Origin of the sequence: Pseudomonas sp. S11P7 (assembly GCF_023195435.1) — a bacterium.
GTDB classification, from domain to species: domain Bacteria; phylum Pseudomonadota; class Gammaproteobacteria; order Pseudomonadales; family Pseudomonadaceae; genus Aquipseudomonas; species Aquipseudomonas fluorescens_G.
The window spans coordinates 1621357-1639978 of record NZ_JALPKS020000002.1 but is presented as its reverse complement, the minus strand read 5'-3'; the positions used below and the strand labels follow the sequence as shown (position 1 = coordinate 1639978).

Annotated in this window: 15 protein-coding genes; 11 read left to right on the top strand and 4 right to left on the bottom strand. The window is 60.2% G+C overall.

The window, feature by feature from the left end; genetic code table 11:
* Window positions 1-62: 62 nt before the first annotated feature.
* Window positions 63-713 carry a GNAT family N-acetyltransferase gene (locus M0746_RS07645; protein WP_258448687.1) on the bottom strand — a complete coding sequence of 217 codons (651 nt, stop codon included), beginning with the start codon at window positions 711-713 and terminating at the stop codon, window positions 63-65.
* 323 nt (window positions 714-1036) lie between these two features.
* Here M0746_RS07645 and xthA point away from each other — a divergent pair, with 323 nt between their 5' ends.
* Both xthA and M0746_RS07635 read left to right on the top strand, forming a co-directional pair.
* Window positions 1037-1849 (top strand): exodeoxyribonuclease III, encoded by an 813-nt coding sequence (gene xthA / locus M0746_RS07640; RefSeq protein ID WP_208940602.1) that lies wholly within the window; start codon window positions 1037-1039, stop codon window positions 1847-1849.
* Between the two features lie 206 nt (window positions 1850-2055).
* Entirely contained in the window at window positions 2056-3390 is a 1335-nt protein-coding gene (locus M0746_RS07635; protein WP_258448686.1) for a phosphate ABC transporter substrate-binding/OmpA family protein, read from the top strand.
* Between the two features lie 127 nt (window positions 3391-3517).
* Here the strand turns inward: M0746_RS07635 and M0746_RS07630 are convergent, their stop codons facing one another.
* Window positions 3518-4747, bottom strand: coding sequence for an acyl-CoA dehydrogenase (locus M0746_RS07630; protein WP_258448685.1), 1230 nt, complete (start codon window positions 4745-4747; stop codon window positions 3518-3520).
* 166 nt (window positions 4748-4913) lie between these two features.
* Here M0746_RS07630 and M0746_RS07625 point away from each other — a divergent pair, with 166 nt between their 5' ends.
* The 3 genes from M0746_RS07625 to M0746_RS07615 all read left to right on the top strand — a co-directional run bounded on the left by M0746_RS07625 (window position 4914) and on the right by M0746_RS07615 (window position 7478).
* Window positions 4914-5843: a LysR family transcriptional regulator gene (locus M0746_RS07625; RefSeq protein ID WP_016775308.1), complete on the top strand. Its 930-nt coding sequence runs from the start codon at window positions 4914-4916 to the stop codon at window positions 5841-5843.
* A 188-nt stretch (window positions 5844-6031) separates the two neighbouring features.
* Window positions 6032-6433 (top strand): MerR family transcriptional regulator, encoded by a 402-nt coding sequence (locus tag M0746_RS07620; protein WP_093100512.1) that lies wholly within the window; start codon window positions 6032-6034, stop codon window positions 6431-6433.
* A gap of 145 nt (window positions 6434-6578) precedes the next feature.
* Entirely contained in the window at window positions 6579-7478 is a 900-nt protein-coding gene (locus tag M0746_RS07615; protein WP_090284431.1) for a hydroxymethylglutaryl-CoA lyase, read from the top strand.
* Between the two features lie 654 nt (window positions 7479-8132).
* Here M0746_RS07615 and M0746_RS07610 read toward each other — a convergent pair.
* Window positions 8133-9830: an AMP-binding protein gene (locus M0746_RS07610; protein WP_258448684.1), complete on the bottom strand. Its 1698-nt coding sequence runs from the start codon at window positions 9828-9830 to the stop codon at window positions 8133-8135.
* 298 nt (window positions 9831-10128) lie between these two features.
* On the opposite strand from M0746_RS07610, the gene M0746_RS07605 reads away from it, so the two are divergent.
* The 4 genes from M0746_RS07605 to M0746_RS07590 all read left to right on the top strand — a co-directional run bounded on the left by M0746_RS07605 (window position 10129) and on the right by M0746_RS07590 (window position 15787).
* A complete protein-coding gene (locus M0746_RS07605) occupies window positions 10129-11292 on the top strand; it encodes an isovaleryl-CoA dehydrogenase (protein WP_208940597.1) in 1164 nt (387 codons plus the stop codon).
* Window positions 11293-11404: 112 nt separating this feature from the next.
* Window positions 11405-13009 (top strand): carboxyl transferase domain-containing protein, encoded by a 1605-nt coding sequence (locus tag M0746_RS07600; RefSeq protein ID WP_258448683.1) that lies wholly within the window; start codon window positions 11405-11407, stop codon window positions 13007-13009.
* 13 nt (window positions 13010-13022) lie between these two features.
* Window positions 13023-13838, top strand: a complete 816-nt coding sequence (locus M0746_RS07595; RefSeq protein ID WP_208940595.1) for a gamma-carboxygeranoyl-CoA hydratase — start codon at window positions 13023-13025, stop codon at window positions 13836-13838.
* Complete coding sequence (locus M0746_RS07590; RefSeq protein WP_258448682.1) at window positions 13838-15787, top strand: acetyl-CoA carboxylase biotin carboxylase subunit; 1950 nt, start codon at window positions 13838-13840, stop codon at window positions 15785-15787. Before M0746_RS07595 ends, M0746_RS07590 begins: the two co-directional genes overlap by 1 nt.
* A 40-nt stretch (window positions 15788-15827) precedes the next feature.
* Here the strand turns inward: M0746_RS07590 and M0746_RS07585 are convergent, their stop codons facing one another.
* A complete protein-coding gene (locus M0746_RS07585) occupies window positions 15828-16487 on the bottom strand; it encodes a LexA family protein (protein WP_258448681.1) in 660 nt (219 codons plus the stop codon).
* A 128-nt stretch (window positions 16488-16615) separates the two neighbouring features.
* On the opposite strand from M0746_RS07585, the gene M0746_RS07580 reads away from it, so the two are divergent.
* Entirely contained in the window at window positions 16616-16957 is a 342-nt protein-coding gene (locus tag M0746_RS07580) for a DUF6124 family protein (protein ID WP_208940592.1), read from the top strand.
* Window positions 16958-17437: 480 nt separating this feature from the next.
* Window positions 17438-18589 (top strand): M14 family metallopeptidase, encoded by a 1152-nt coding sequence (locus M0746_RS07575; RefSeq protein ID WP_258448680.1) that lies wholly within the window; start codon window positions 17438-17440, stop codon window positions 18587-18589.
* Window positions 18590-18622: the final 33 nt, after the last annotated feature.

Sequence of the window (18622 nt, the reverse complement as noted above, 5' to 3'; positions counted from 1 at the left end):
CGCGGATGCTATCAGGGCTGGGGAGCGTGATAGAACAGGAAATTTCCCAAGAAGTTCGATTATTACGCTGTTGCTGTTTGTAACACCTGCGGATTGGCGTGGAAAAACACGTGCTCACGGACCGGCCCGACGGCAACCTCGCCGATCTCCTGATAACCCTGCCTTTTATAGAATTCCAGGTAACGCGGGTTACCGGTGTCGAGCACCACGCCTTGTGAGGTCTCGTCCACCGCGCACCAGTTGTGTACGGCGGTGAGCAGTTGTTCGCCGTAGTGCTTGCCCTGGAATTGTGGATGCACGCCGAGCAACGGCAGCATGTGCACCGAGTCACCGGGCACGCACGCGGCGACGGCATCGTGATATTCCAGATAGCGCCGAGTGCAGCGAAACCCGGTGCTGAGCACCATGCGCAGGCGCCACGCCCAGCTTTCCGTCACGCCCAGGCGCCGTTGCGGCGGCGCGATCAGGGCGATGCCGATCAGCCGATCGTTGACCAGCAGCCCGATCGCCGGCAGGTCCTGGAGGAAATGCTGCTTGACCAGCTCGCGCACCGTGGCGCGCACGCGCTGCTCATAGCCGTGACGTTCGGCTTCGAACAGGTAGCCGAAGGTCGGCTCGTGACGGTAGGCCTGATACAGCAACGAGCGCGCTTCACGAGAATAGCCGCGGTCGAGCATATGGATGTCGGCGATGACGGTCTGGGTGTCAGGCATGGTGGTGATTCTCCCCGGGGCGCGCTCGAAGGATGGCGCGCTTGTTGGTACGAACCTTGGGCGGGTGGTGTGGTTCCCCTGACAGGTTAGACCAGCTCTGGATCTTCATCGACTGTGAGGGCCTCATCGCTGGCAAGCCAGCTCCCACAATGTCCGTGCCGTTCACAAACATTCCCACACAACACAGAAACCTGTGGGAGCTGGCTTGCCAGCGATGGGGCCGGGACAAGCGCTACAAATCCCACAGGCCAAAATGATATCTCCCACACTGGCCCCCATGCCCCATGTCAGCTAGCATCGCCCTTTTGCCAGGACTGCCGACCATGAAGATTGTTTCCTTCAACATCAACGGACTGCGGGCGCGCCCGCATCAGCTGGCGGCGCTGATCGAAAAACATCAACCGGACGTCATCGGTCTGCAGGAAACCAAGGTCCACGACGACCAGTTCCCGCTGGAAGAAGTGCGCGCCCTCGGCTACCACGTGTACTTCCACGGGCAGAAAGGCCATTACGGTGTCGCCCTGCTCTCGCGCAACGAGCCGATCGCTATTCACAAAGGTTTCGCCACCGACGAAGAAGACGCCCAGCGGCGCTTTATCTGGGGCACCTTCGCCGATGCCAATGGCGTACCGGTGACGATCATGAACGGCTATTTCCCCCAAGGTGAAAGCCGCGATCACCCGACCAAATTCCCCGCCAAACAGCGTTTCTACAGCGATCTGCAAGCGCTGCTCGAAAGCCAGTTCCACAACGAACAACCGCTGGTGGTGATGGGCGATGTGAACATTTCCCCGGAAGACTGCGACATCGGCATCGGCCCGGACAACATGAAGCGCTGGCTGAAAACCGGTAAATGCAGCTTCCTGCCGGAAGAACGCGAGTGGATGGCACGCCTGAAGAACTGGGGCCTGACCGACAGCTACCGGCACCTGAACCCGGACGTGACCGACATGTTCAGCTGGTTCGACTACCGCAGCCGTGGTTTTGAGGATGAACCCAAGCGTGGCCTGCGCATCGACGTGATTCTCGCCTCCCATGGTTTGCTGCCACGGGTGAAGGATGCCGGCGTGGACTACGAACTGCGCGGCATGGAGAAGCCCTCGGACCACGCGCCGATCTGGCTCGAGCTGGCCTGATCCCAGCTTCGCTGTAGTCCCTTTGTGGGAGCGAGCCTGCTCGCGAATGCGGTGTATCAGAAACATGTCTGGTACTGACACTCCGCCTTCGCGAGCAGGCTCGCTCCTACATTTGGCATTCACCGGCGTTAAATCGCTGTCATCTTTCGGTCACGCGCCTGACTTAATCTCCCCGGCAATCCCCCAAGCCTCGATTCGGTGCCGGCATGTCCCTGCGTGTGTTCTGCGTTTTTCTATCCAGCGCCTGGCTGTCGGTCTGCGCCGCTGCCCTGCCGTTGCCGGAAAGCGGCCCGGCCCTGCGCATTCAGGGCTCCAATACCATCGGCGCCGAACTCGGCCCGGCATTGGTGGAAGGTCTGTTGCAGGAACAAGGCCTGTTGAAAATCCACCGCGAAACCCCGGACACCGCCAACGAGCAGCGCATCGTCGGCCAGACCGCCGAAGGTCAGCGCATGGTGATCGAAGTGGCTGCGCACGGCTCCAGCACCGGTTTCATCGCCCTGAAAAATGCCAGCGCCGACCTCGCCGCCGCTTCCCGCGAGATCAAGGACAGCGAGTTGCAGGCGCTGCAAGCATTGGGCGATCTGAAAAGCCCGGGCGCTGAGCAGGTGATCGCCATCGATGGCCTGGCAATCATCGTTCATCCCGACAATCCCTTGCAGCAACTGAACACCGAGCAACTGGCGCGGATCTTTGCCGGCGAAGTGAAAACCTGGGAAGCACTCGGCGGGCGTGGCGGTGCGATTCATTTATATGCGCGCGATGATCAGTCCGGCACTTACGACACGTTTAAGGAACTTGTCCTCAGCCATCGTGGGAAAAGTCTGAACAGTGCGGCGAAACGTTTCGAATCCAGCGAGCAATTGTCCGATGCGGTCAGTAGTGATCCGCAGGCCATCGGCTTTATCGGCCTGCCTTATGTGCGTCAGGCCAAAGCCGTGGCGATCAGCGACGGTGCGTCGCTGCCAATGCCGCCCCTCGGCAGTCTGATTGCCACCGAGGATTATCCGTTGTCGCGGCGATTGTTTTTCTATCTGCCACCGCAGAGCCAGAATCCGTGGGCAAAAGCCTTGGTCATGTTTGCGCAAAGTCGTCAGGGCCAGCAGATTGTCGCGGCCAATGGTTTTGTCAGCCAGACCGTGCATGCCATGAGCGTGGCGCCGAATGCGCTGATGCCCGAGGGTTATCAAGCGCTGAGCCGACACGCGCAGCGTCTGACGGTGAATTTCCGTTTCGAGGAAGGCAGTGCGAGCCTGGACAACAAGGCGCGCCAGGATCTGGCGCGGGTGCTCGACTATATAAAGCGCCATGACAAGAGCGAGCGTGCGGTGACGTTGGTCGGTTTTGGCGATGCCAAGGATGACCCGGCGCGTGCGGACCTGTTGTCAAAGCTGCGGGCGATGGCGGTGCGTCGCGAACTGGTCAAGAACGGCGTGGTGCTGCGCGAAGTTCGCGGCTTTGGTGCGTTGATGCCGGTGGCGGCGAACAATGCGGATGAGGGGCGGATCCGGAATCGGCGGGTTGAGGTTTGGGTGTACTGATCAGCCCTGATCGTTCCCACGCTCTGCGTGGGAATGCATCCCGTGACGCTCTGCGTCACAGTGGACGCGGAGCGTCCATGGCGGCGTTACCACGCAGAGCGTGGGAACGATCAGGTAAGGTCTCGGATCAGCGCTCGCTACGCAGCATTTCCTTCGGCACATACTTGCCGATTTCGAACTTGCCGATCGCCGCGCGGTGCACTTCGTCCGGGCCGTCGGCCAGGCGCAGGGTGCGTTGCATGGCGTACATGTAGGCCAGCGGGAAATCGTTCGAGACGCCGGCACCGCCATGCATCTGGATCGCCCGATCAATCACCCGCAAGGCGACGTTCGGCGCGACCACCTTGATCTGCGCGATCTCGCTTTTGGCAATCTTGTTGCCGACGGTGTCCATCATGTACGCCGCTTTAAGCGTCAGCAGGCGTGCCATGTCGATCTCCATCCGCGAGTCGGCGATCTTGTCGATATTGCCGCCCAGGCGCGCCAGCGGTTTGCCGAACGCGGTACGGCTGACCGAGCGTTTGCACATCAATTCCAGCGCACGCTCAGCCATGCCGATCGAACGCATGCAGTGGTGAATCCGCCCTGGGCCGAGGCGCCCCTGAGCGATTTCGAAACCGCGGCCCTCACCCAGCAGAACGTTTTCATACGGCACGCGCACGTTGTCGAACAGCACTTCGGCGTGGCCGTGCGGTGCGTCGTCGTAACCGAACACCGGCAGCGGACGGACGATCTTCACCCCGGGGGTGTCGACCGGCACGAGGATCATCGAGTGCTGGGCGTGGCGCGGTGCGTCGGGATTGCTCAGGCCCATGAAAATCAGGATTTTGCAGCGTGGATCGCAAGCACCGGAGGTCCACCATTTCTTGCCATTGATCACCCACTCGTCACCATCGCGCACCGCACGGGCGGCCATGTTGGTCGCGTCAGAGGAGGCAACGTCCGGCTCGGTCATGGCAAACGCCGAGCGGATTTCGCCGCGCAGCAGCGGTTCAAGCCAGCGCTGTTTCTGCTCTTCGTTGGCGTATCGCACCAGCACTTCCATGTTGCCGGTGTCCGGCGCCGAGCAGTTGAACGGCTCCGGCCCGAGCAACGAACGGCCCATGATTTCCGCCAGCGGCGCGTACTCAAGGTTGGTCAGGCCGGCGCCCAGTTCCGATTCCGGCAGGAACAGGTTCCACAAGCCTTCGGCTTTGGCCTTGGCTTTGAGCTCGTCCATGATTGCCGTCGGCTGCCAGCGATCGCCCTCGGCAACCTGGCGCTCGAACACCGCTTCGGCCGGATAAACGTAAGTGTCCATGAACGCGGTCACGCGCTCACGCAGTTGTTGAACCTTGGGCGAATAAGCGAAATCCATGGGCAGCACCTTCTCTTATGGAGGTTGTTCAGGTCATGCAATCGATGCTAGAACAGCGCTGATAATTTACCTAGCCTATTCTCGGCGTGTATAAACATTCATCACCGATATATGATCGGCTGATGGCCAGCCCTGAAATCGCCCCAATAACAAGAGAAGCCGCGTTATGAATCTGAGCAAGGTCGACCTCAACCTTTTCATCGTCTTTGACGCGATCTACACCGAAGCCAACCTGACCCGCGCCGGACAGATTGTCGGCATCACCCAGCCGGCGGTGTCCAACGCGTTGGCACGGTTGCGCGAAACCTTCAACGATCCGTTGTTCGTGCGCACAGCCCAGGGCATGGTGCCGACGCCGATGGCGCAGAACATCATCGGGCCGGTGCGCAACGCCCTGTCGCTGCTGCGCGTATCGGTGCAGGAAAGCCGCATTTTCAACCCGGCACAAGCGGTCAAGACCTACCGCATCAGCATGACCGACCTCACGGAAGCAATCATTCTGCCGCCATTGTTTCAGCGCTTACGCCGACTGGCGCCGACGGTGATCATTGAGAGTTTTCTGTCCAAACGCCGGGAAACCACCAAGGAACTGGCCGCAGGGCGCCTGGATTTCGCCGTCGACGCACCGCTCAACACCGACCCGCAGGTGCGCCACGTCAAGTTGATGGACGACCGTTACGTCTGCGCGATGCGCAAGGGCCACCCGATGGCAGGCAAGGAAAAACTGTCGCTGGATGATTACCTGTCGCTGACCCACATTCACATTTCCAGCCGTCGCAGCGGGCTGGGTTATGTCGATCTGGCGCTGGGCAAAATGGGTATTCAACGCAAGATTGCCCTGCGCTCGCAGCACTATCTGATGGCCTCGCAAGTGATGCAGCAGACCGACATGGTCATGACCGTGCCGGAACGCTTTGCTCGCCGTCATGACCTGCAATCCTTCAATTTGCCGGTGAATGATGTGCCGTCGGTAGAAACGCACCTTTATTGGCATGAGAGCACCGATCAGGACCCGGCGAATCGCTGGATGCGCGAGCAGATGATCGAGTTGTGCCAGCAGGTCACGGCGCAGGAGAAGAAGCTGGAGAAGGTGTAGGGCTTATTACCGCGTTAGCGTTCTTCGCGAGCAGGCTCGCTCCCACGGGGATCTATGGCGTACACAAAACCAATGTGGGAGCGAGCCTGCTCGCGAAGGGGCCATCAACACAACACAAAATCATCCCGCTTGACGTAAACGTCAACACGCCATTAGCTTAGCGCTATGCCCCCTCTCCGAGCGCTTTCATGAGCAGCCAGACCTACAGCATTTCCGACCTCGCCCGCGAGCTGGACATCACCACGCGGGCCATTCGTTTTTATGAAGAACAAGGCCTGCTGCGCCCCGAGCGCCGTGGCCAGGAACGCATTTATTCGCCGCGCGACAAGGTCAGCCTGAAGCTGATTCTGCGCGGCAAGCGCATCGGTTTTTCCCTCGCCGAATGCCGCGAGCTGATCGAGCTGTACGACCCGTCCAGCGGTAACACCAGACAGCTCAACAGCATGCTGGCGAAAATCGCCGAACGCCGTGAACAGCTCGAACAGCAATTGCTGGATATCGAACAGATGAAACTCGAACTCGATACCGCTGAAGAGCGCTGCGTGCAGGCGCTGGAGCAGACGCTCAAGAGCCAGCAGATAGCCCAGTAACCAGACACTACACCTTTCCCTGTGGGAGCGGGCTTGCCCGCGATGGCGTCGGGTCAGTCAACATCATTGCAGGATGTTCCGGCCTCATCGCGGGCAAGCCCGCTCCCACAGGGATCACCACGAATCCACGAAGCAGGTCCCGTCCATGTCCCTCCCCTCCCAAGTACGCCTGATCGAAGTCGGCCCCCGCGATGGCCTGCAGAACGAGGCCCAGCCGATCAGCGTCGCCGACAAGGTGCAGTTGGTTGATGCCTTGAGCGCCGCCGGCGTTGGCTATATCGAAGTCGGCAGTTTCGTCTCACCCAAATGGGTGCCGCAGATGGCCGGCTCCGCCGAGGTGTTCGCGCAGATTCAGCGCAAGCCCGGCGTGACCTACGGTGCACTGGCGCCGAATCTGCGCGGTTTTGAAGATGCGCTCGCGGCCGGGGTCAAGGAAGTCGCGGTGTTTGCCGCCGCGTCCGAAGCGTTCTCACAGCGCAACATCAACTGCTCGATCAGCGAAAGCCTGGCGCGGTTTGCGCCGATCATGCAAGCGGCGCAACAACACGGCGTTACCGTGCGCGGTTACGTCTCCTGCGTGCTTGGCTGCCCGTATGAAGGCACGGTCGCGCCGGAGCAAGTGGCGATGGTCGCGCGCGAGTTGTACGCGATGGGCTGCTACGAGGTTTCGCTGGGCGACACCATCGGTACCGGCACTGCGGGCGCGACTCGCCGCCTGTTCGAAGTGGTGTCGGCGCAGGTTCCGCGAGAAAAACTCGCCGGGCATTTCCACGACACTTACGGCCAGGCCATGGCCAATATCTACGCCAGCCTGCTCGAAGGCATCGCCGTGTTTGATAGCTCCATCGCCGGCCTCGGCGGCTGCCCGTACGCCAAAGGCGCGAGCGGTAACGTTGCCAGCGAAGACGTGGTGTACCTGCTCAATGGCCTGGGTATCGAGACCGGCATCGACCTGGACGCCTTGATTGCCGCGGGCCAGCAGATCAGCACGGTGCTCGGCCGCCCGAGCGGCTCGCGCGTGGCCAAGGCGCGCAGCGCACAGTGAGGTGTTACCGCTGAGTTCCTGGTGTGGGGAAAAGCGAGTAACACGGAAACAAATTGTCTGGCTTTGCTCTGGCTGAAAAAATCTGAAAATTTCAAATCATTGATTTTAAAGGCTTTTAAAAAGTTGGCACGACACCTGCTATCTCTATCGCATAACAAGAATAAAAAGCCGCAAACTAATAAAAACAAGACGAAACGACTCTGACATAACAAAAACAACACGGCAGAGACGCAGCTAACAGATTTTTTTGGAGAAGGTGTGCTTTTCAGGGTGCTCTCAGGAGTGACCCGCAACCGGGCAGAGAACAATAAAACTACCTTCAGGTAGCTCCCGAATCGGTTGGATCGTTAAACGAGAAAGCAGATCAGCGCTCAAAAAAATACGTTTGCTCTTGACCCCGGATGGGGGTCGCAAAAAAAGCGGTAAAGGGCCACGGTTGCCAAAAACAACAACAGACCGACCCTCAATAATAAAAAGAGCACGCAACGACAAATTAAAGGGGAGCTTCGGCTCCCCTTTGTGCTTTCTGTGATTTCCGAAAACCATGCAAAACCCTGTGGGAGCTGGCTTGCCAGCGATTGCGGTAGATCATTCAACATAGATTCTGCCTGACCTGACGCCATCGCTGGCAAGCCAGCTCCCACAGGGTTGTGGTTATCCCTCGATTGTTTTCAGCTCTTCGATACTGATTTCGCGCATCCTGAACTTCTGAATCTTGCCCGTCACCGTCATCGGAAACTCCTCAACGAATTTGAAGTGCCGTGGCGTCTTGAAATGCGCGATGCGTTCCTTGCACCAGGTTTGCAACTCTAGCTCGGACGCGCTGTGGCCGGGGTGGAACCTGATCCACGCGACGATCTCTTCGCCGTAGCGCGAGCAGGGAATGCCGACCACTTGCACATCCGCCACCGCCGGGTGGGTGAAGAAAAACTCCTCCAGCTCACGCGGATAAATGTTCTCGCCGCCACGAATGATCATGTCCTTGTTGCGCCCGGCGATGTTGACGTAGCCGGCCTCGTCCATGCTCGCCAGATCGCCGGTGTGCATCCAGCCCGCCTCGTCGATGGCTTCAGCGGTGGCCTGGGGGTTGTTCCAATAGCCGAGCATCACGCTGTAACCGCGAGTGCAGAGTTCGCCGATGGTGCCGCGCGGTACAAGGTTGCCGGCCTCGTCGATGATCTTGCTTTCCAGTTGCGGCTGGGTGCGGCCGACGGTGGTCACGCGCAATTCCAGCTCGTCGTTCGGCCCGGTCTGCAGCGACACCGGGCTGGTTTCGGTCATGCCATAGGCGATCTGCACTTCGCTCATGTGCATCTCGCTGATGACCCGGCGCATCACTTCGATCGGGCACGTCGCGCCGGCCATGATCCCGGTGCGCAGGCTCGACAGATCGAACTCGCAGCGTTGCGGCTGATCGAGCATGGCGATGAACATGGTCGGTACGCCGTAGAGGCCGGTGGCGTGTTCTTCGGCGACGGTTTGCAGGGTCAGCAGCGGATCGAAGGCATCATTGGGGTAGATCATCGTGCTGCCATGGGTGATGCAGCCGAGGTTGCCCATGACCATGCCGAAACAGTGATACAGCGGCACCGGGATCACCAGGCGATCGCGCGAGGTCAGGCCGATGCTTTCGCCGACCATGTAACCGTTGTTGAGGATGTTGTAGTGGCTGAGGGTTGCGCCCTTGGGGAAACCGGTCGTGCCGGAGGTGTACTGGATGTTCACCGGTTGATCGAAGTGCAGGCTGTCACTGCGCTCGCGCAGTTGCGCAGGCGAAACACTCGCCGCCAGTTCAGCCAATTGCGACCATGGCAGAAAGCCTGACGGCGGCTGCGCATCGAGGCTGATCAGCCCGCGCAGATCCGGCAGGCGCTCGCTGCGCAGTTGGCCGGTGGCGTGCCCGGCCAGTTCCGGCAGCAGGCCCTGCAACATTCCGTGATAGTCGGACGATTTGAACGCCCCGGCGCAAACCAGCCACTGGCAGCCCGATTGCTTGAGCACATATTCGAGTTCGACGCTGCGATAGGCCGGGTTGATGTTGACCAGGATCACGCCGATTTTCGCCGTGGCGAACTGGGTGATGCACCACTGCGCACAGTTCGGCGCCCAGATACCCAGGCGGTCACCGGCCTGCAAACCCAATGCGAGCAGCGCCCGGGCATGCACATCCACTGCTTCGGCCAGTTGCCGCCAGGAATAACGCAACTGCTGATGGCGCACCACCAGCGCTTCACCGTCCGGGTATTGCTCGACGGTTGCGTCAAACTGCTGACCGATGGTCAGCGCGAGCAAGGCCTTGTCCTGCGAACCACGGGTGTAGCTGCGCTGCGGTGCGGCACTGGGTTGATCCATGATGACCCCCTGTTGTCTTTATTAGTGGGTGTGTCGAAGTGTCCCTGTGGGAGTGAGCCTGCTCGCGATGGCGATTTATCAGTCGACGACGAGGGTGACTGATCTGACGCCATCGCGAGCAGGCTCACTCCTACAAAAAGCATTCGGCTTTTCGATCGTGAATGGCCCCTACTCTCGCCCAAGTTGACGTTAACGTAAAGTGTGATTGACAGTCATTCGTCGCAGGCTTACGTTAACGTAAAGGTGATAACTGACCGACCGTTGTCACCGCCACTACAAAAAAGCCAAAAGGTGCCGCATGAGCTATCCATCCCTGAACTTCGCCCTCGGTGAAACCATCGATATGCTGCGCGATCAGGTTCAGTCCTTCGTCGCCGATCAGATCGCTCCGCGTGCGGCGCAAATCGACAGCGACAACCTGTTCCCCGCCGACCTGTGGCGTAAATTCGGTGACATGGGCCTGCTCGGTGTCACCGTCCCGGAAGAATATGGCGGCGCTGGCCTGGGTTATCTGGCGCACGTGGTGGCGATGGAAGAAATCAGCCGCGGCTCGGCTTCGGTGGCGTTGTCCTACGGCGCGCATTCCAACCTCTGCGTGAACCAGATCAACCGCAACGGCAATCACGAGCAAAAAAGCAAATACCTGCCGCAACTGATCAGCGGCGAACACGTCGGTGCGCTGGCGATGAGCGAGCCGAACGCCGGTTCCGACGTGGTCTCGATGAAACTGCGCGCCGACAAGCGCGGCGATCGTTTCGTGCTCAACGGCAGCAAGACCTGGATCACCAACGGCCCTGACGCCAACACTTACGTGATCTACGCCAAGACCGATCTGGAAAAAGGCCCGCACGGCATCACCGCCTTCATCGTCGAGCGCGACTGGAAAGGCTTCAGCCGCAGCAACAAATTCGACAAGCTGGGCATGCGCGGCTCCAACACCTGCGAGCTGTTTTTCGATGACGTCGAAGTGCCGGAAGAAAATATTCTCGGCGTGCTCAACGGCGGCGTAAAAGTGTTGATGAGCGGCCTCGATTACGAGCGCGTGGTGCTCTCCGGCGGGCCAACCGGGATCATGCAGTCGTGCATGGACCTGATCGTCCCGTACATCCACGACCGCAAGCAGTTCGGCCAGAGCATCGGCGAGTTCCAGCTGATCCAGGGCAAAGTCGCCGACATGTACACCCAGCTCAACGCCAGCCGCGCCTACCTCTATGCGGTTGCGCAGGCTTGCGAGCGCGGCGAAACCACGCGCAAGGACGCCGCCGGGGTGATCCTCTACACCGCCGAACGCGCCACGCAAATGGCCCTCGACGCGATCCAGATTCTCGGCGGCAACGGCTACATCAACGAATTCCCGGCAGGCCGTCTGCTACGCGACGCCAAGCTGTACGAAATCGGCGCAGGGACCAGCGAGATCCGACGCATGCTGATCGGCCGCGAACTGTTCAACGAAACGAAATGAATTTCGTCAGCTGCAAGCCGCAAGTAAGCTCCCAGCTGCAAGAGGAACCGCGCTCTTGCCCCAACTTAGCTTGCCGCTTGTAGCTAGAAGCTGCTTACGGAGTAAGCCCCCCATGATTTTGCACACTCAGCTCAATCCGCGTTCAGCCGAGTTCGCCGCCAACAGCGAGGCGATGCTCAAACAGGTCGACGCCCTGCACACGTTGCTCGCGCAAATCGCGCAGGGCGGCGGCACCAAAGCTCAGGAACGACACACGTCGCGGGGTAAATTGCTGCCGCGTGAGCGCATCAACCGCTTGCTCGATCCGGGCTCGCCGTTTCTGGAAATCAGCCAGTTGGCCGCCCACGCGGTGTATGGCGAGGACGTGCCGGCGGCGGGCGTGATTGCCGGGATCGGCCGGGTCGAAGGCGTCGAGTGCATGATCGTCGCCAACGATGCCACGGTGAAAGGTGGTTCGTACTACCCGCTGACGGTGAAGAAACATCTGCGTGCGCAAACCATCGCCCAGCAGAATCGCCTGCCGTGCATCTACCTGGTGGACTCGGGCGGCGCCAACCTGCCACGTCAGGATGAAGTGTTTCCTGACCGCGAGCATTTCGGGCGGATTTTCTTCAATCAGGCCAACATGAGCGCGATGGGCATCCCGCAGATTGCCGTGGTCATGGGCTCGTGCACCGCTGGCGGTGCGTACGTACCGGCGATGGCCGATGAAGCGATCATGGTGCGCAACCAGGCGACGATTTTCCTTGCCGGCCCGCCGCTGGTGAAAGCCGCCACCGGTGAAGTGGTCAGCGCCGAAGATCTCGGCGGCGCCGATGTGCATTGCAAGACCTCCGGCGTGGCTGACCATTATGCCGAGAGCGACGAACACGCCCTCGCCCTCGCCCGCCGCAGCGTCGCCAACCTCAACTGGCGCAAGCTCGGCGAACTGCAGCAGCACACGCCGATTGCGCCGCTGTACGCCAGCGATGAGTTGTACGGCGTGGTCTCGGCCGATGCCAAGCAGCCGTTCGATGTGCGCGAAGTGATTGCGCGGCTGGTCGACGGTTCGGTGTTCGATGAATTCAAGGCGCTGTTCGGCACCACGCTGGTTTGCGGTTTCGCCCATCTGCACGGTTACCCGATTGCAATCCTGGCGAACAACGGCATCCTCTTCGCTGAAGCCGCGCAAAAAGGCGCGCACTTCATCGAGCTGGCCTGCCAGCGCGGCATTCCGTTGCTGTTTCTGCAAAACATCACCGGTTTCATGGTCGGGCAGAAATACGAGGCCGGCGGCATCGCCAAGCACGGCGCCAAACTGGTGACCGCAGTGGCCTGTGCCAAGGTGCCGAAATTCACCGTGATCATTGGCGGCAGCTTCGGCGCCGGTAACTACGGCATGTGCGGGCGTGCTTACGACCCGCGTTTCCTGTGGATGTGGCCGAACGCGCGCATTGGCGTGATGGGTGCTGAACAGGCCGCCGGTGTGCTGGTGCAGGTCAAGCGCGAGCAGGCTGAACGCAGCGGCCAGGCGTTCACTGCCGAACAGGAAAGCGAGATCAAGCAGCCGATTCTCGACCAGTACGAAGAACAGGGTCACCCCTACTATTCCAGCGCACGACTGTGGGACGACGGCGTCATCGACCCGGCGCAGACCCGCGATGTATTGGCCCTGGCCTTGTCCGCGTCGCTGAACGCGCCAATCGAACCGAGCCGCTTCGGCGTGTTCCGGATGTGATGGGGAAAATCTGATGAGCGACTTCAACACCCTCGAACTGCAAAGCGACCCGCGCGGTTTCGCCACGCTGTGGCTCGACCGCGCCGAGAAAAACAACGCCTTCAACGCCGAGATGATCCGCGAGCTGATCCTCGCCCTCGACAAGGTTGCCAGCGACGCCAGCCTGCGTTTTCTGCTGGTGCGCGGCCGTGGCAAGCACTTCAGCGCCGGCGCCGATCTGGCGTGGATGCAGCAATCGGCCGAGCTCGATTACCACACCAACCTCGACGACGCCCGCGAGCTGGCCGAGCTGATGTACAACCTCGCCAAGCTGAAGATTCCTACACTGGCGGTGGTGCAAGGTGCCGCATTCGGTGGCGCGCTGGGGCTGATCAGTTGCTGTGACATGGCGATCGGTGCCGATGATGCGCAGTTCTGTCTATCGGAAGTGCGCATCGGTCTGGCACCTGCGGTGATCAGTCCGTTCGTGGTGCAGGCGATTGGCGAACGTGCGGCGCGGCGCTATGCGCTGACGGCCGAACGCTTCGGCGGGCAGCGGGCCCGGGAGATCGGTTTGTTGTCCGAGAGCTATCCGCCAGCCGAACTCGAGCAACAAGTAGAACAGTGGATCAACAATCTGCTGCTTAACAGTCCGGCGGCCATGCGCGCCAGCAAAGACTTGCTGCGCGAAGTCGGCCATGGCGCGCTGACCCCGGCGCTGCGCCGCTACACCGAAAACGCCATCGCCCGTATTCGCGTCAGTCCCGAAGGCCAGGAAGGCTTGCGTGCGTTCCTGCAAAAACGTCCGCCGAGCTGGCAAGCCGCAACCACCACCAAGGAGCCGCGTTGATGAGCGCAACCGTTCTCACCACCCTGCTGGTGGCCAACCGTGGCGAAATCGCCTGCCGCGTCATGCGCACCGCCAAAGCCTTGGGCCTGACCACCGTCGCGGTGCACAGCGCCACTGATCGCGAAGCGCGGCACAGCCGTGAAGCGGACATCCGCGTCGATCTGGGTGGCAGCAAAGCGGCCGACAGTTATTTGCAGATCGACAAGTTGATCGCGGCCGCCAAGGCCAGCGGCGCGCAGGCGATTCATCCGGGTTACGGATTTCTTTCGGAGAATGCCGGTTTCGCCCGCGCCATCGAAGCGGCCGGGCTGATGTTCCTCGGCCCGCCCGCCTCGGCCATCGACGCCATGGGTAGCAAGTCCGCCGCCAAGGCGCTGATGGAAACGGCCGGCGTGCCACTGGTGCCGGGTTACCACGGCGAAGCGCAGGACCTTGACACCTTTCGCGCGGCTTGCGAGCGCATCGGTTATCCGGTGCTGCTCAAAGCCACGGCGGGCGGTGGCGGCAAAGGCATGAAAGTGGTCGAGGACGTCAGTCAACTCGCCGAAGCGCTGGCCTCCGCGCAGCGTGAGGCGCAGTCATCGTTCGGCGACTCGCGCATGCTGGTGGAGAAATACCTGCTCAAGCCGCGACATGTGGAAATCCAGATCTTTGCCGATCAGCACGGCCATTGCCTGTACCTCAATGAGCGCGATTGCTCGATTCAACGACGTCACCAGAAAGTCGTCGAGGAAGCCCCGGCGCCGGGTCTGTCCGCGGAGCTGCGGCGGGCAATGGGCGAAGCGGCCGTGCGCTCGGCGCAGGCGATCGGTTATGTCGGCGCGGGCACCGTGGAGTTTTTGCTGGATGCGCGCGGCGAATTTTTCTTCATGGAGATGAACACGCGGTTGCAGGTCGAGCATCCTGTGACCGAAGCCATCACCGGTCTGGATCTGGTGGCCTGGCAGATTCGCGTCGCCCGTGGCGAGGCGCTGCCGATCACTCAAGAACAGGTGCCGCTCAACGGTCATGCGATTGAAGTTCGCCTGTACGCAGAAGATCCGGCGAATGACTTTCTGCCCGCGACCGGCCGTTTGGCGTTGTATCGCGAATCCGCTGACGGACCGGGGCGCCGCGTTGACAGCGGGGTCGAGGAAGGCGATGAAATTTCGCCGTTCTATGACCCGATGCTTGGCAAGCTGATCGCCTGGGGCGAGGACCGCGAACAGGCCAGATTGCGCTTGTTGAGCATGCTCGACGAATTCGCCATTGGCGGTTTGAAGACCAATATCAACTTTTTGCGGCGGATCATTGCGCATCCGGCGTTTGCTGCGGCTGAACTGGATACCGGGTTCATTCCGCGCTACCAGGAGCAACTGCTGCCCGCGCCGCAACCATTGAGCGATGCGTTCTGGAACGCGGCCGCGCACGCGGTGGCGCAGAGTCTGCCGCAATTTTCGCGCAAGGATGACCCGGCTTCGCCTTGGTCAATCAACAGCGGTTTGCGCGCAGGCTTGCCACCGGAAATGACCCTGCATCTGAGTTGCGAAGGTCAGGATAAAGTGCTGACGCTGAATGACATCGGCAATGCCAGACTAAGCGGCGAAGCGCTCAGCGTCGAAGACGCAGGCGTACGCCGTAGTTTGCGCACCATTCGCCAGGGCGATGCGCTGTACCTGCAATGGGACGGCGAGTTGCGACGTGTCGAAACGTACGACCCGATCAGTGCCGTTGACGCCAGTCACAGCCATCAGGGCGGTCTGACTGCACCGATGAACGGCAGCATCGTCCGCGTGCTGGTCGAGGCCGGGCAAGCGGTTGAAGCCGGTGCGCAACTGGTCGTGCTCGAAGCGATGAAAATGGAGCACAGCATTCGCGCGCCGCACGCCGGTGTAGTCAAAGCCCTGTATTGCCAGGAAGGCGAAATGGTCGGCGAAGGCAGCGCTCTGGTGGAACTGGAAGCCGTATAAATAAAAGGATCGATCCTACGCCGAGCGTGGATCGATCTGACTAGTAACGGGCCGTGGCTTGCACCACGACACCGATGATTCGACATTCGTCGGTCAACACGGCTTTCGGCCAGGTTGGGTTGAGCGGTACCAGGTAACGCTGGCCGCCCTGCTCATCAAGTTTGCGGAAAATCGCCTCAGGGCTGTCGGGCCACTGGGCAATCACCAGTTTGCCCGGCACGGCCTCAACCGCCGGGTCGACCAGAATCAGCATGCCTTCGGCAATGCTCTGGCCGGTCGGCGCGGTCATCGAATCCCCCGCTACCGTCAACCAGAACGCCGCGCCACGCGCGTGGTAATCGGTGAGTTCGAAACGCTGTTTGGCGGAGGCCTGGGTGTAGGACGCCGAGTCGCTTTCGCGCACTTCGCACGTCGTCTGCCAATCGCTGACCGGGTAACGGAAGTACGGGTTGTACTTCTGTGCCAGCGGCATCTCGTCCTCCGGCGTGACTTGCGGTTCACGAATCACTAGCACCACTTCGAGGAAATCCAGACCCAACGCCTGCAGCACGCGGTTCATTTCGGTAATACCGGGTTCGCGACGCTTGTTCAGCCAATGACCGATCCCGCCCTGGGACATGCCGACGCGCTCTCCGAGCTCTGTTTGAGTGATTTTGAGTTCACTCATTTTGGCCTTGACCAATTCAATCCATTTATCCATGTGCAGCACCTTACTGTCGATGCCTTCGGCCGGCAAAACACAAATTGTAGTATTTAAATTCCAGTCACAACTACGCACAGTACTATGCTGAGAGGACGGATTCTCAATTCAACAAGGAGTGCCCTCTCATGACGAATATCAGCAGCAAAGACTTGCCCGATCTGCAAATGGACACCACGTTCACCTCGCCTCAAGGCAACGCGGCCGCCCAGCGGGCGCTGGATTATTACTTGAAACCGGCTGTGTCAGAACCCGAGGTGGATGAGCGTTTCTTCGACGTCAAACGTCACCTCAGCGGTGAAGAAGCCCTGGTGCATGCTTCAGATCTGTTGCGCTGTGCGGCGGCGACAGCGTTCAAGGCAGCGGAGACCCTGCAGGGCGCGAGCCGCGATCTGGCGTTTTCCGTGGTGCATATGGTGGATATGGCGCGGGCGATGGTTGACCATTCACTCGATGGCGAAGAAGCCTGAGCAAAGCAGACAGCGGGAGACCGGAAAGAATTTTCCAATCGGGCAGATAAAAACATTTGACTTGCAAATGATAATGATTATTATTGCAGGCAGCTGATCGCGAGATCAGTCGATGGACCAGAGACCTTAGGTCGGTCTTCTGGACTATCTCCTCATCAGGCTAATCACGGTTTTTGACCCGGCTTTTTGCCGGGTCTTTTTTTGCCCGTTTTTCGGGCTTATGGCTTCAGGCTAATGAAGTCTTTGGGTGTTGCGTATTCGATGGCGCGGATAATATCAAAAGAATATCGGATGACAAGCCAGGCCCGGCCACATTGGGGCAAACTTTGCCAATTAGCACTTGAGAATCACTCGCAGACTCTCTAAGCTGCTTGCGCGTCACGGAGGACGCCCCCCGCTGCAACCCCCGCAATACCCCTCGGTTTCAACCCTGCCTGCGTGTAAAGTGACGGCCATAAAAATCGTATTCAGGAATCGATCATGTCCGTGGCCAAATCCTCGTTCGACATCAGCGCCAATTTCGACAGCGGCAACATTCAAGTCATCGACCTCAGCAATCCGCTCAGCCCGGTTCTGGCGATTCGCCCGGACACCCGCAGCGCACATTTTCAATGGTTCCACTTCAAGGCCAGCGGTCTGCATGTCGGCCAGGAACACTGGTTCCGGCTGGTCAACGCCAGCCAGTCTTCGTATAACAAGGCCTGGACCGGCTATCAGGCCGTGGCGTCTTACGATCACGTCAACTGGTTCCGTATCCCGACCATTTTCGAAGGCGATTCCCTGCGTTTCTGCCTCGAAGCCACCCAGACCCACGCCTGGTTCGCCTATTTCGAACCGTACAGCCGCGGCCGCCACGACTGGCTGATCGAGCAGGCGCTGAGCAAGGCCGGCACGCAATTGCTCGCGACCGGCAAAAGTGTCGAAGGTCGTGCCATCCAGTTGCTGCGCAAAGGCAGCGGCGCCGAGGGCCAGCGCAAAGTCTGGATCATCGCTCAGCAACACCCGGGCGAGCACATGGCCGAATGGTTCATGGAGGGCGTGATCGAGCGATTGGAAAGACACGACGACCCGGTGTTGAACAAACTGCTGGCCAGCGCCGACCTGTACCTGGTGCCGAACATGAACCCGGACGGTGCCTTCCACGGTCATCTGCGCACCAATGCCATGGGCCAGGACTTGAATCGCGCCTGGCAGAACGCCAGTCAGGAAATCAGCCCCGAAGTACTTTTCGTACAGCAGCAAATGGAAAAATATGGCGTCGACCTGTTCATCGACGTACACGGCGACGAGGAAATCCCCCACGTGTTCACCGCCGGTTGCGAAGGCAATCCAGGCTTCACGCCGCGCATTGAAAAGCTCGAGGAGCACTTCCGCTCGCACCTCAAGCACACCACCAGAGATTTCCAGACCCAGTACGGCTACACCCGCGACGAACCGGGCCAGGCCAACATGACCCTGGCCTGCAACAGCGTCGGGCAGAAATACGACTGCCTGTCACTGACGCTGGAAATGCCGTTCAAGGATCACGATGATCACCCCGACAAAATCACCGGCTGGTCGGGCAAACGCTCGAAACAATTGGGCAAGGATGTGCTGACGACCATCGCCGACATGGTCGACAGCCTGCGCTGATCTCCTTCCCTCGCTGACTCGCGAGTGGCGCAT